Origin of the sequence: Chitinophaga niastensis (assembly GCF_003014755.1) — a bacterium.
Taxonomy (GTDB): Bacteria; Bacteroidota; Bacteroidia; order Chitinophagales; family Chitinophagaceae; genus Chitinophaga; species Chitinophaga niastensis.
Genome location: NZ_PYAW01000002.1, coordinates 1,430,675 through 1,444,857 on the forward strand (window position 1 = coordinate 1,430,675; position 14,183 = coordinate 1,444,857).

10 protein-coding genes and 1 tRNA gene are annotated in these 14,183 nt (G+C 42.3%); 8 read left to right on the forward strand and 3 right to left on the reverse strand.

Translation table 11 applies throughout. From position 1 onward, the window contains the following. Positions 1-8 precede the first annotated feature (8 nt). Positions 9-989 (forward strand): GSCFA domain-containing protein, encoded by a 981-nt coding sequence (locus CLV51_RS14145; protein ID WP_106528664.1) that lies wholly within the window; start codon positions 9-11, stop codon positions 987-989. A 258-nt stretch (positions 990-1,247) separates the two neighbouring features. On the opposite strand, the gene CLV51_RS14150 is transcribed toward CLV51_RS14145, so the two are convergent. Then, on the reverse strand, positions 1,248-2,708 hold the full coding sequence (locus tag CLV51_RS14150) for an MFS transporter (protein ID WP_106528665.1): 1,461 nt from the start codon (positions 2,706-2,708) through the stop codon (positions 1,248-1,250). Positions 2,709-2,869: 161 nt separating this feature from the next. Here CLV51_RS14150 and CLV51_RS14155 point away from each other — a divergent pair, with 161 nt between their 5' ends. After that, positions 2,870-5,140, forward strand: a complete 2,271-nt coding sequence (locus CLV51_RS14155; RefSeq protein ID WP_106528666.1) for a patatin-like phospholipase family protein — start codon at positions 2,870-2,872, stop codon at positions 5,138-5,140. A gap of 212 nt (positions 5,141-5,352) precedes the next feature. On the opposite strand, the gene CLV51_RS14160 is transcribed toward CLV51_RS14155, so the two are convergent. Beyond that, positions 5,353-5,949, reverse strand: coding sequence for a MiaE family protein (locus CLV51_RS14160; RefSeq protein ID WP_106528667.1), 597 nt, complete (start codon positions 5,947-5,949; stop codon positions 5,353-5,355). A gap of 95 nt (positions 5,950-6,044) precedes the next feature. On the opposite strand from CLV51_RS14160, the gene CLV51_RS14165 reads away from it, so the two are divergent. The 4 genes from CLV51_RS14165 to CLV51_RS29920 all read left to right on the forward strand — a co-directional run bounded on the left by CLV51_RS14165 (position 6,045) and on the right by CLV51_RS29920 (position 10,470). Continuing rightward, positions 6,045-7,160, forward strand: a complete 1,116-nt coding sequence (locus tag CLV51_RS14165) for an aminotransferase class I/II-fold pyridoxal phosphate-dependent enzyme (RefSeq protein ID WP_106528668.1) — start codon at positions 6,045-6,047, stop codon at positions 7,158-7,160. A 53-nt stretch (positions 7,161-7,213) separates the two neighbouring features. Next, the gene (locus CLV51_RS14170; RefSeq protein ID WP_106528669.1) at positions 7,214-9,682 is read left to right on the forward strand and encodes a penicillin acylase family protein; all 2,469 of its coding nucleotides are present in this window, start codon (positions 7,214-7,216) and stop codon (positions 9,680-9,682) included. 80 nt (positions 9,683-9,762) lie between these two features. Beyond that, positions 9,763-9,835: transfer RNA gene (locus CLV51_RS14175), tRNA-Lys, on the forward strand. A gap of 512 nt (positions 9,836-10,347) precedes the next feature. Further along, positions 10,348-10,470, forward strand: a complete 123-nt coding sequence (locus CLV51_RS29920; RefSeq protein WP_106528833.1) for a DUF4372 domain-containing protein — start codon at positions 10,348-10,350, stop codon at positions 10,468-10,470. A gap of 133 nt (positions 10,471-10,603) precedes the next feature. On the opposite strand, the gene CLV51_RS14185 is transcribed toward CLV51_RS29920, so the two are convergent. Then, complete coding sequence (locus CLV51_RS14185) at positions 10,604-11,731, reverse strand: M57 family metalloprotease (protein WP_106528670.1); 1,128 nt, start codon at positions 11,729-11,731, stop codon at positions 10,604-10,606. 888 nt (positions 11,732-12,619) lie between these two features. Between CLV51_RS14185 and CLV51_RS14195 the strand changes: the two genes are divergently transcribed. Both CLV51_RS14195 and CLV51_RS14210 read left to right on the forward strand, forming a co-directional pair. After that, a complete protein-coding gene (locus CLV51_RS14195) occupies positions 12,620-13,045 on the forward strand; it encodes a hypothetical protein (RefSeq protein WP_106528672.1) in 426 nt (141 codons plus the stop codon). A gap of 591 nt (positions 13,046-13,636) precedes the next feature. After that, the gene (locus CLV51_RS14210) at positions 13,637-14,167 is read left to right on the forward strand and encodes a hypothetical protein (RefSeq protein ID WP_106528675.1); all 531 of its coding nucleotides are present in this window, start codon (positions 13,637-13,639) and stop codon (positions 14,165-14,167) included. Positions 14,168-14,183 lie beyond the last annotated feature (16 nt).

A 14,183-nucleotide genomic window follows, 5' to 3' on the forward strand; every position in this document is an offset into this window, starting at 1 on the left:
AGTTACACATGCAATTTCATTTGAGCTTTCCCGTGGAGCCTTTGGCGTCAGCTATTCAATATAAAGATGAGCTGCTGCTGCTGGGCTCCTGCTTTGCTGAAGAGATAGGCGAAAAGCTGCAGGAGCACCGGTTTAATACGGTGATCAACCCCCATGGCATCTTATACAATCCGTTGAGCATCACTAAAGCCCTGACTTCTTATCTCGACGGAAAAATATATACTAAAGAAGATTTATTTCAACACAACGACTCCTGGAATAGCTGGGATCATCACAGCCGTTTTTCTGCGCTCACGCCGGAAGCTGCACTGGAAGCGATTAACACCGCGCATGCCGCGGCTGCCCGCAGTATTGAAAACGCCGACTGGCTCATATTGACCCTTGGCTCCGCTCATGCCCATGTACTCAAAGAAAACAGCCGCATAGTAGGCAACTGTCATAAAGTACCCGCCGCCAGTTTCTACAAACGGTTACTCACAGTAGATGAAGTTGTTACTGCGCTGGATAACGTGATGCATCGTTTGTTTTTCCGCAACCGGAAAATTAATATACTCTTTACCGTTAGCCCGGTGCGTTACATACGCGATGGCGTAGTGGAGAATAACCTCAGCAAAGCTATACTGCTACAGGCTGTACATCACCTTGTGAATAAATTTAACCGCCTCTTTTATTTCCCGGCTTATGAGCTGGTGATAGATGATCTGCGCGATTATCGCTTTTATAAAGATGACCTGGTACATCCCAATGCTGCCGCAGTAAATTATGTGTGGGAGCAGGTAGTAAAATCCTGTATCCATCCCAACAGCCAGCCATTATTACACACCATTGCAGAAATAAACCGTGCCGCACATCACCGGCCGTTTAATCCGGAAAGCAGCGAGCATCAACAGTTTTTGCGTACGTATGCGGGTAAGGTAAAGCAGATAATGGCGGAGCATCCGCAGCTTAATATGGAGGAGTTGCTGGCATATTTTAGTCCAACTGTCTGAACTGTGATTTTTATGATTTTTTTGATTATCCTGATGAGCGAAGATTAGATTGTCTGAACCAGGATTTTTAGGATTGAATGGATTACCCTGATGGGTGCAAAAGATCAAAGAGAAGATTTTAGCGGATATCTTCAATATAAAACAACATAACGCCCATCAGGGTAATCCATTCAATCCTAAAAAATCCTGGTTCAGACAATCTAATCTTCGCTCATCAGGATCATCAAAAAAATCATAAAAATCACAGTTCAGACATTATCACAACTGAACCCCTTTCTTATCTTTCAAATAAATTATTCCTATCACAAAACATATTACTGCCACAGCAATCGGATAAATCAATCCTGCCAGGTGGTTGCCGGTATTGGTAACCAGGATGGTGGAAATGGTGGGTAATAAACCGCCAAATACGCCATTGCCAATGTGATAAGGCAGCGACATAGAGGTGTACCGGATACGCGTAGGAAACAGTTCTACCAGGAAAGCGGCTATGGGTGCGTATACCATGGTTACAAACAACACTTGTATAAATATCAGGATCACCAGCCAGGCCATGCGTGTATGGCTTACCGTTAGTTCCTTTTTGCCGTCTGTATCCCGGAGGATGCTGCCGTCTGTATAGCTATGAACACGTGTGGTTTTGGATACCAGTTTGCCGGCTTCATTCTGTGATGAGTTGCTTTCTATCCTGAGATCCGCTGTTTGTTCCTGTTTCTGTTTTATATCGCCTATGTTGTCCATGGCTTTGTAAATAGGGTAGTAGGCCAGGGCGGCGAGGAGCATGCCGGTGAGCATGATCTTTTTACGGCCTATACGATCAGACAGCGACCCGAAATAAATGAAGAAGGGTGTTCCCAGCAGCAGTGCAATGGCAATGATAATATTGGATTGCACAAACTCTATGTTCATTGTTTTCTGGAGGAAGGAGAGGGCATAAAACTGACCGGTATACCAGATCACCCCTTGCCCCATGGCAGCGCCGAACAGCGCTATCAGCACCAGTTTCAGGTTTTCTTTGTTGCCAAAACTTTCCTTGATAGGGTTGGCGGAAGTTTTACCTTCCTGTTTCATTTGTGTAAATAAAGGTGATTCGTGTAGGCGTATACGTATATAATAAGACATGATCACCAGGAATACCGATAACAGGAACGGAATGCGCCAGCCATAGTTATTGAAGTTTTCAGGTGTCATCACGGTGCGGGTGATAAGGATCACGCCTAGTGATACAAACAGCCCGAGAGTGGCTGTGGTTTGAATGAAACTGGTGTAGTAACCACGACGGTTATCCGGCGAATGTTCTGCCACATAGGTAGCAGCCCCGCCGTATTCACCACCCAGGGCCAGTCCCTGTAATAGCCGGAGAAGGAGTACCAGCACAGGCGCCAGCATACCAATAGTATGATAGCTGGGAATAAGGCCTATTGCAAATGTAGAGCCGCCCATAATGAGCAGTGTAAGCAGGAATGTGTATTTGCGCCCTACCATATCGCCCAGGCGACCAAATACAATGGCGCCAAAAGGGCGAACAATAAATCCTACGGCAAAAGTGGCCAGGGTAGCTATATATGCCAGCTGCGGATTGCTGGGTGGAAAAAACTTTTCAGCGATAATAGCAGATAAGCTGCCGAAGATGTAGAAGTCGTACCATTCTATTAAAGTACCGGCCGATGAAGCCAGTATTACCTGCCAGATATTTTTTGTGGCTTGTGGATTTTGCATACTTGGTTTTTTGTAGCTGTTAGGGCTTTTGCGGGGAAAAAGATAGTGAATAATTGTTATGGGCGCAAATACAGGCAAGTAAAAAATCAGGATCTCTCAAATCTGCAAACTCATAAATCTCTATAATCCCTTATCTTTAATAAAGGGGCAATTCAAAAAAAATGAATCCAGGACAGTTATCTCGTATCAGCAGGGTTACTAGTTTATTGTTGTTAATCCTTTTTGCCTTTCACATAGTAGCGAAAGCGCAAAAAAACACCGGCAACAGACCTAAAGTTGCTGTAACGCTCAGTGGTGGAGGTGCCCGCGGATTGGCGCATATTGGCATACTGGAAGCAATAGATAGTGCCGGGTTAAAAGTGGATTACCTCACGGGTACCAGTATGGGTAGTATTGTTGGCGCTTTGTATGCTATGGGATATTCCGGTAATCATATTGAGGCGGCCGCCCGCAAACTTAACTGGAATGATTTGTTCTCCAATCAGCCGGCGCTCACAGACATATCTTACGAAGAAAAAACGCAGTATAATAAATACATCATTGAAATCCCTTTTGAATATGGTAAGCCCAAACTCGCTTCCGGCGTAATTTCCGGTGAAGCATTGTGGCTGGAGCTGGCCAAATTATGCTGGCCGGTGAAAGACGTAAAAAACTTTTCCGATTTTAATATTCCATTTAAGTGTATCGCTACAGATGTAGCTACCGGCGAAATTGTAACGCTGGATAGCGGAGAGGTAGTGACCAGTATCCGCGCCAGTATGGCCATCCCGTCTATTTTTACCGCAGTGAAAATAGGGGATCGTAAACTGGTGGATGGTGGTGTGGTGCGTAACTTCCCGGTGATCACCGCCAAAGAAATGGGCGCTGATATTGTGATTGGCGCCAACGTGAGTGGCGGCTTACGCAAAGCGGATCAGCTGATAACACCCTTTGATATTCTTTACCAGCTTGGATTGTATAAAGATGCCGTAGATTTTAAAACGGCCATCAAACAATGCGATATTTATGTGCCAATGAATAAAGAGCTGGAAAATTACTCTGCTGCCAGCTTTGGGAGCGTAGACTCTATCATTGAAGTGGGCCGCCGCAAAGGAAGGGAGATGTACCCGGTATTTAAGCACCTGGCGGACTCATTGAATGCATTATACCCGGAGCCTCCGTTTGTTGCGGACCGGCTGCCGTTTGCAGCAGACATTGAAATCAGCAGCATTCATGTAAACGGATTGGTACACTCTGACCGGAAATTTTTTCTGCAAAGGCTTCATCTCAAACCCAACGGCTGTTATACCCCGCAACAACTCAGGAATGCGATCCTGAATGTGTATGGTACCCGTTTTTATAAACTGATTACGTATAGTCTTACTTCCGAAGGATATGGTAAAAGCAGGATGGATATTCAGGTAGAAGAAAATCCGTTGACCTACGTAAAGTTTGCATTGAATTATAACACTTTCACCGGTGCCAATGCGGTGTTGAATCTGACGCAGCGTAATTTCATTGTACCCAATTCCCGTTCATTCGTGACCGTAGCCATCAGCGAGAATCCGCGCCTGGAGGCAGAATACTTTAAGTACCTGGGCCGCAGCCGTAATTTTGGATTTGGATTAAGTACCTATTATGAAAATAACGGGCTTACTTTTTATGATGATAATTTCGGGAAGATGCAGCAGTATCGCAGTAAGTATGCCAACGTCAATATAGACATGCAATATACTATTGGCCGGAATATGTCTATTGGTGCAGGTACGCGCTGGGAGTATATTAAGTATAAGCCACAGTTTTCTCCTTTTGTGGAAGTACGGGGCAGTACCAATCAGCTGAACACCTACTTTAATTATGGCATTAATTCACTGAATCAGAAAATATATCCTACGAAAGGGTTGCTGCTGAATTTTGAAGCAGGACATATTTACAATCAGCATCCGGGTATTAAAGTAAATTCCAACGGAACGGAATTGAACCTGGATAGTGCCGGTGTAAAGTTCAATGATTACGAGCGTTTCATCCTGAATATGAAATATTACATCCCGCTAAGCCATAAATCAGCTATTGAGTTTGATGGTAATATCAGTTATAATCTCAATTACAATGAATCTGTACTGAACGGATACCTTGTAGGCGGTATGTCTACAGTAACCCGTAACCAGGTTCCTTTTGTAGGGTTGTATGAAGGAGAAGTAATTACTCCAAAAATAAGTGCTGTACAGATAGCATGGCAATATGAGTTTATTAAAAATATATTTGCGATTCCACGTGTAGGTGCTGCTGTATATGACGGGGAATTATCCGGTGGTAACAAGTATAAGTATCTCAGTGGATATGGACTGGGGGCGGGCTATAGCAGCCGGTTAGGCCCCATTGAGGCAACAATGATGTACAGTGATCAATCTGGTCAGCTGAAGTTTTATGTGAATATGGGCTTTAATTTTTGACCAGGATTAAAGGGTTGAATGGATTGCCCTGATGGGTGTTATATTGTTTATCCCTAAGATATACGCGATTATCTTCGCTCATCAGGATTATCTTCGCTCATCAGGATAATCATACTAATCATAAAAATCACAGTTCAGACATTATCCGCTTAAATCTTCGGCATCCATCGGGTAATCCATTCAATCCTTTAATCCTGGTTCAGACAATTTAATTAGTGCATTCTATCTCCCCGTACTTCTATATTTTGTAATATTTCTGCTTCTGTTTTTAGCCATTCCTGCCAGCGGTTTTTCACTTTTTCTTCCGGAAAATATTCGTTTGCCAGATCAATAAAAAGGCGGTAATGACCGGCTTCAGAGATCATAAATTTGCGATAGAATTCGCGCATGTATTCATCTTCCAAACCTTCACTCAACAGGCGGAAACGTTCGCAGCTGCGGGCTTCTATGAGCGCAAATATGAGCAGTGCATCGAGGAAGGCCTCATCAGCATGACCGCCTTTTACGCGGTTATCCATCAGTGCATTAACGTAATCGTCTTTTCGTTGTCTGCCCAGAGATAAGCCACGCTTCTTCATTTCAGCGAGTACCTGCCGGAAATGACCCCATTCTTCCGTTACAATAGGTGCTAGTTCTTCCACCATTTTTATTCTTTCCGGATTACGCTGTATCAGCGAGATAGCGGAGGATGCCGCTTTTTGCTCGCAATAAGCGTGATCAGTGAGGATGTCCTGCAATGAAATAGCTGCCAGGTTAACCCAACGAGGGTCTGTAGGTAGTTTTAATCCGAGTATTGATACTTTGCTCATATGAATAGCTGTTAGCTTTAAGCCTTCAACTGTTAGTTATTTTTGCGAAGATATGTCCGAAAAGTCTAAATTGCTACACGCTAATCTTGTGTCTTATGAATAAAAACGAACCTTCTTTTATGTCCCGTCTGCTTGATGAACGCAGAGAGCAGCAGTCATTCAGGGAATTGCGTTTGCCGGGAGATAAGGTAGATTTTTGTTCCAATGATTACCTGGGACTGGCCAGGAGCCCTGTTATCCGGGAGTATATACATACTTTGCTGGTTGAAAGACATGCCTCACATGGCAGTACCGGTTCGCGTTTACTGGCTGGTAATTATGAGTGGATAACATCTGTAGAGAAAGACCTCGCAGTTTTTCATCATGCTGATGCAGGTCTGATGTATAATTCCGGTTACGATGCTAACCTGGGCTTGTTTTCCTGTATAGGCAGGAAAGGAGACACTATTATTTACGATCAGCTGATTCATGCTTCTATCCGGGATGGTATGCGGTTGTCTGGTGCACAAACGTTTTCGTTTGTGCATAATGATCTGGAGGATCTGGAAAAAAAATTAAAAAATGCCGGTGGAAATATATTTGTGGCGGTAGAATCGGTGTATTCCATGGATGGTGATCTGGCGCCGCTGCAGGCTATTTCAGCACTTTGTGAGCAATATGGGGCGCACCTGGTTGTAGATGAAGCCCATGCCACCGGAGTGATAGGTGAAGGAGGAGAGGGGCTGGTACAGGAATTGCGCCTGGAGGATAGATGTTTTGCACGCGTACATACATTTGGAAAGGCAGTTGGTTGTCATGGTGCTGTGGTGCTGGGTTCCAACGTATTACGTGCGTATCTTATCAACTTCTCCCGTTCTTTTATTTATACCACTGCCTTGCCACCAGCTGCGTTAGCCGCCATAGAAGCAGGTTACGCCGCATTTCCTGTTATGCATGAAGTGCGGGGGCAACTGTCGGCGCTCATACAACAGTTCCGCGCAGGGGTACAACATTTGGAAACATTACCAAGCAAAACACCTATACAGGTAGTGATGACGCGGGGAAATGATAACACCCGTAAAATAGCCGCCGCATTACAGGATGCGGGGCTGGATGTAAGGCCTATACTGCACCCTACGGTACCCAAAGGCACCGAGCGACTACGTATTGTGATTCATAGTTTCAACACACCCGAAGAAGTAGATCTTTTGCTAAAAGTATTGCAACGTTAGGCGGGTTATGAATCAAATTTGATGTATTTTACATATTACATCCGATACGTAATATGAGAATCATCCCCGCTATTATTACCGCTGCATTTACTTTATCGCTTACATATGTGTTAAGTCACAAACTGGGAGAGGTACCGCTATTGGGTAATTTGTTAAGTCACAAATTGAAACAGATACCGCCATTGGGTAGTTTGTTAAGTCCGCAAACGGGCTTCTGGCAAAATGCAGAAGCTATAGGTGAACGTCCGCGTGAGCAGCTGTTGCTGCCAGCGTTGTCGGGGAAAGTAGAAGTGTGGTTTGATGACAGGATGGTGCCGCATATTTTTGCAAAGAATGAAGCCGATGCTTATTATGTACAAGGATATGTTACTGCCCGCGACAGGCTGTGGCAGATGGAATTACAGACTTATGCTGCTGCCGGCCGGTTGTCTGAAATTCTGGGACCCGAACTGATCCAGTATGATCGCAAACAACGGAGGGAGGGGATGGGATATGCCGCAGAAGGCACGGTGAGGGAGATGATGGCTAATCCCGACTCTAAAACCGCGGTGGAAGCCTATGCAGCAGGTATCAATGCTTATATTGCCACACTTACACCTGCTACTTTACCGGTAGAATATAAAATATTAGATTATAAACCAGAGAAATGGGATGTCATTAAATCCGCGCTGCTATTGAAATACATGGCGCATGACCTGGCAGGAGCCTGTAATGATCTTGAATATACAAATGCGCGGCGTCTCTTTTCCATGAAGGATTTTAACCTGTTGTACCCGGATTTTCAGGATACGCTGGATCCTATTATTCCTAAAGGAACCGCTTATGCAGCCGCTTCAGTGAAGGTTGTGGCTCCTCCGGACAGTCAGCTGGCGATGGATGCCGCTTTCATGAAATTCAGAATGGATAAGCCCGATCCGGATAACGGCAGTAACAACTGGGCCGTTGCCGGCAGCAAAACCCAGCTGGGCGCCCCCATCCTGTGCAGCGACCCTCACCTGGGATTAACATTGCCTTCTCTCTGGTACGAAATACAGATCCACACACCTGGTATGAACGTATACGGGGTTTCGCTCCCCGGCGCGCCTGGTGTGATTATTGGCTTCAATGACCATATCGCCTGGGGTGTTACGAATGGAGAGGAAGATGTGAAGGATTTTTACCGCATGCAGTTCCGCAATGGCTTAAGGGAGTACCTGTTTAACGGCTCCTATCGTGCTGCTGACCTGCGTGTAGAAGATATTAAAGTACGGGGAGGCGCCACTATACACGATACGGTGGCTTATACCGTATGGGGACCAGTGATGTTTGACAATACTTTTCCCGATAAAACTGCCCGTCAATTGTTTTTAGCCATGCGCTGGAAGGCGCTGGACCCTTCAGATGAGCTGGCTACCTTCTACAAACTAAATAAAGCCCGTAATTACGATGAATACCTGAATGCCTTAAAGACGTATACCTGTCCTGCTCAAAACTTCGTATTTGCCGATAAAACGGGTGATATAGCTATCTGGCACAATGGTCAATTTCCTTTAAGATGGAATGATCAGGGCAAATGGGTGATGCCTGGTGGTGATAGCTCATATGCCTGGCAGGGATTTATTCCGCATGATGAGCTGCCTCATATTAAAAATCCTGCCCGTGGGTTTGTGAGCTCCGCCAATCAGCGTCCTGCTGACAGCACGTATCCTTATCGTCTTTACGGACAATTTGATCTTTTCCGTGGTGAGCGGATCAATGAGCGCCTTGCTGCGATGAGCGCCATTACGCCGCATGACATGATGTTGCTGCAGAATGATGATAAAAATCTTTTTGCTGCTGCTGCTATGCCGATGATTAAAAAGCACATCGACAGTACAGCTTTCACACCACAGGAGCAGCCTTATTGGCAGCTGCTTTCGTCGTGGGACTTCATGGCTACACCAGATAGCAAAGCGGCCACCATATTCAACAGGCTCTGGTATCATCTCGAAGATACCATCTGGCATGATGAGCTCAATCCCGCTGACAGCTCAGTACTTACATATCCGCAGTCTACCACCACATTACAATTGCTGCTGCGTGATACTTCTTTTCATTTTATTGATAATATAAATACGCCGCAAAAGGAAACGTTGTCGCAGCTGTTACAAGGCGCTTTTGCCACTACTGTTAAAGAATTGGCAGCGCTCAACAAAGCCGGTAAGCTGGAGTTAGGTAAATCCCGCGGCACCGATATCAATCACCTTTCCCGTGGTATTCCTGCTTTCAGTGCACAACACCTGAATACTGGCGGCGGGCAGCATATTATCAACGCTACAAAGCAATCCCATGGCCCTTCCTGGCGTATGATTGTACAGTTAACAAGTAAAACGGAAGCATACGGTATCTATCCCGGCGGACAGAGTGGAAATCCGGGTAGTCCGTTTTATGATAACAGTGTGAATGACTGGGTAACAGGCAAGTATTATCTGTTGCATATTTTTGATGAAAAAGAAAAAGATGACCCTGTAATCCGCTACAAGCTTGTGTTTACCGGTAAGTGATAAAATTAATTGCAAGAAAATTTGGCTGGAAAAAAATAATTCTTATCTTTGCACTCCCTTAGAGAAATGAGGGGGTAAATGATTCCCTAGCTCAGTTGGTAGAGCAATACACTTTTAATGTATGGGTCTTGGGTTCGAGTCCCAAGGGGATCACAACAGAGAATATAAACAATAGAGAAGCCGCATAAATCGTAGGATTTACGCGGCTTTTCTGCTTTTAAGATATTAAGGTAAACTACATCAGATGAATCTGAAAGGATAGATAAAAGGATACAGTAACATTTTTTAATTTACTGTATCCTTTTCCCCGGAGATGCTTATCTATAATGGGTTTTATGAACTCAAGCCGAACCAATTAACACCAAACAAAACCAATTAATCGGTAACTTGTTAATGGTCATCCCCATGATGGATTTTCACTGGGATACCAGGTTGACCCGAAAAAATTCGATAAGAAAGCCACAGCAATTATCTGCAAATCAACGGAAGCCATTGAAGTAAATGCACAGATCCAGCATGCCAAACGTGAATTACTCCGGCATTACAACAACCTATTGAAAGCGCAGAGCTCCACTGTTACACCCACAATGATAAAGAAGGTCTACCTCTGTATTAATCAGGAAAAAAGACTTTAATACAGGTAGCCGACTTTTCATTTAGTAAGCCTGTTATATGGTGTCTTCAGCTATTGTAATGGCCTGCGGGAAGTATGTGAGGGGCTTTTGGCCTGTGAAGGAAAACTTAGCCACCTGGGGCTATATATTATCAGTAGGCGTATATTAAAATGAAATAATAATCATCTTATTATTATTTCAGGACTAACGGTCAAATAGATACGATATATGCTACTAAACAAAGAAAGGATGCTGCTAAGAGAAGCAGCATCCTTTCCTGTTCTTATTTTTTAACAGCACAGCTTATTTAATAGCCAGCTGTATTGGAACTCCAGCGACCCACCCCATTTTGATAAATGACAAGATTGCCATCACTTTGCATAACCAATACCCCGGGTATACCAGTAGTGGTATTGCTACTCCAATGTGCAACATTTCCGGTATCATAGAGTACCAGATTACCATCTCCCTGCATCACACATCTGTTGATGTTTGGATTGCCGGCTGTTATACTGCTCCAAAGAGCAACATTGTAATAGTAAATGACAAGGTTACCATCAGTTTGCATTATCAGGATAAAGCGTCCGTCCGTTGAGCGTAATACCTGCCCTTGTAATAATTGCTCATTTGTATTCAGGCGGTCTGGACCTCCTAAAGTGACTGGATAAAGTGCTTTAAGCGCTACCTGATCATAATAGGAGAAGCCGCCCCAATTATTACCACAAGTGCCGCCATTCATTACAGAAGCGCCATCAGCAGATGGGGTGCTGGGGATCGGAATAGCAGCTGATTCACCTGAAGGTTGCCAGTTGGTATGACGTAATCCTACGCAATGCCCCAATTCATGCGCTACCAGTAACGTTAATTGTGACGCACTGGTAAGATTGTAATAGGTTAATGTATATTCAGAAATATAAACAGTATTGAAAGGCTGTCCGGTTGAAAGCGGGAAACCTGATTGTCCACAAATCCCCAATTGTAAACCACTGTTTTGAACAATCTGGATATTAGCAGCAGCTGCTGAATACACCCTCGATAATTGAATGCCTGACCCTACTGCGTTGTAGGCAGCAATTACGTTATCAAGGATACCACTCAGGTTAACGGCACTGAATGATCCTGCATTAAGGTATACATTGATATGCCGATATGCAGGAGATACCAGATAAGGAGAACGGGCCTGCTCAGTGGTTACTTTAGCAACCCTTTGTTCTAGGTCTTTTTTATAAAAGATAATATCTCCCTGTACTACATAACGGTCTTTAAACTCCACAATATCTTTCCGGTCATAGCCTTCTTTAACCAGCAGTTTTATGAGCGCGTCATCACTTTTTTGTGCAGATTGATCTTCCTTTCTGTTTCCCTGCTCTTTGGTACATCCAATAGCTAAAGTAAGCAGGAGTACTATGCAAAGTAAATAATTGTGTTTAAACATATTTAAATGGTTTAATTGTTACAGTATAATTCTCAATGATGTTATCTATCATAAATAATAAAGCATTTTAGGGGGAGAACGTGGGCGCATTTTAAACAGTTGAAATGATGAGGGATATATTTTTCCGCTAACCACATGTTATGAGTTGGCTTAATAACATAGGAAATGCTATAGATTATACATCAATCAGATGATGGGGATTAATATAATATTGGTTATGAAGAGGTAATAACTAAATAAAGGTTATCAGTGCCTATATAGTATTACTCCGCAATAATAGATCTCGGGTTAAATCCATAGGGTTCATGAGGGAAATATTTTATGGAAGATAATAAAGAATATTCAATAAAATATAAAATATGATTTCCCCTGAATATTTTTCATAATCCAATGAAACCCTTATTGAATAGTAGTTTCATGGGATACTGAAAAAATACAGCATTGATTTTTATGTCGGGTAGGCAAGAGAAATTTCACCCCAAGCCTCTCACAGCACTGGACGTGAGACTCTCACCTCATCCAACGCTTCTAGGTCAGGATTTTCTTTTCTTACCTTTAAGCTCAGCATAGGGGAACTCCCCCTAAAAAAAGCATAGGCAAAAATCCCATGGAATCTTTCCGGTTCCCGTTCCCTTCCAGAATTGTTCTTTAATTCCATACCTGAATAGAATAGAGAGCATTTTATATTTGTTAAAAAATGAGAAAGGATATTTATGAGCTTGTTCCCAATCCTGAACACTATAAATTGGAGTTTACGGCCTTTTTGCTTTGAGTTCATCAAATACTTTTTGATATCGGGGCAGTTTTATGGAGCTTTATTTATAGTTACATTAAATATAGTAATAATTAACAACCTATGAGAGAGATGGATTGAATAAACAGACCTCTATGAATAGTAGTGCACCTGATAGCCTGATTTTGAGTAAGTCTAATATTGCCTCAAATTGTTTCTTTGAGATTGGTAGATTTTGTAAAATAAGCTCTCTGCAAGGTAGTGGTATTCTTCAGTTACAAGCCTATTCAAAGGAAGCTGTAATCATATTAAATAATATAGATCTTGATCAGTTAAAGTTTCCACTTTATGGCTTAAATCTGATAGTTGATAAAAATCAGCCGTATGCTCTTAAAATGAAATTATATGACCAGATTATAAAACGTTATTCGAATGTTCCGGAAACCCGAAGAAAGTATGATGTTCAAAGAATACAACTCATGAACAATGAAGGGCGGCATTGGTTTATAAATTTTATTCAAAAAAATTGGGATTACTATGGATATGACAAAACGCTAATTTTTATCAATGCTTTTTTTTAATGCTTTTTTGTTTTGTCATAAATCTTTGTTTATATCCAAAGATCATATATGAGGGGTATAATTTAGAACAATTTAAAGATGCTGAAGAAGAATTAGTTGGAAGTCAACGAAATGCAAGAAGAAAAAAAGTAAGTAAATTTTTAAATTGCTTAATGTTTACGGGATTTATATTTTGGGGCTTAAAACTTGATCCTGAAAAAATACGTGTTGCAAATCTTCCCCTCTCTTTTTGGATAATATTACAATATATAATCGGGCTAATTTGTTTAGGATATATAGCTAATGTAATTATTGCAAAGTAATTATATTAACATAATATGGGCCGTAATGGGTCAATAAAAGGGGGGGTAACTAACAGGAAACTGAATTTTAATCCTACCACGACTGACCGAAATGGATCAGATCACAACCTGGTGGCAAAAGACTATACTAATATAGTGGCGGACGCATTAACTGAGCTGTTTCCAAACTTAGACGGCAGTGTTGCACTTGCATTATCCTGGGGTGGCTTAGATAGCACTTCCGCATTTTTGAACGATTGTACTCAGTTAGAAAGAGATAATATTATTAACATAAATAATACTAATTCGAATGATACCGCTGGTACAAAATGTAATTAAAAGAGCATTCCTAATTTGCATGATTGTAGTATTAGGTCAAACTACTTTTGCTCAAATTATTGTCACCAATAATAGTGAAAGTATAAAATTAAATAATCAGATATGCAACACTATTCGATTGCCATATATAGTAGATTCGATTTGTAACGTTTACTCCACAGTGACAATTATTGTACGAAATAATACCCTTGATTCTATTGCGTTTTCCAGGGAATGTCCCCGATTTTTGAAAGCTGCATTTTCTCGAATTTTACCTGCATATCAAAAGGCCGATTGGGGGAAAATACTCCCCACTTCCCAAACTAATTTTGATATTTTACAACCACTAGTTTTTAAATGCATTGCTATAGCATGTGATACTTTAACAGCAACGGAAACGAAAGGTATGCTAGCCCATGATGTGAAACTCAGGAAAGATAATAAAGTTCCCACATTTCTATTGCTACCAGTAAATATTACTTTGTATGAAAGCTGTAGGCTTAAAATACCTCCAGCACACTAAGAATTAATTTTTAGCA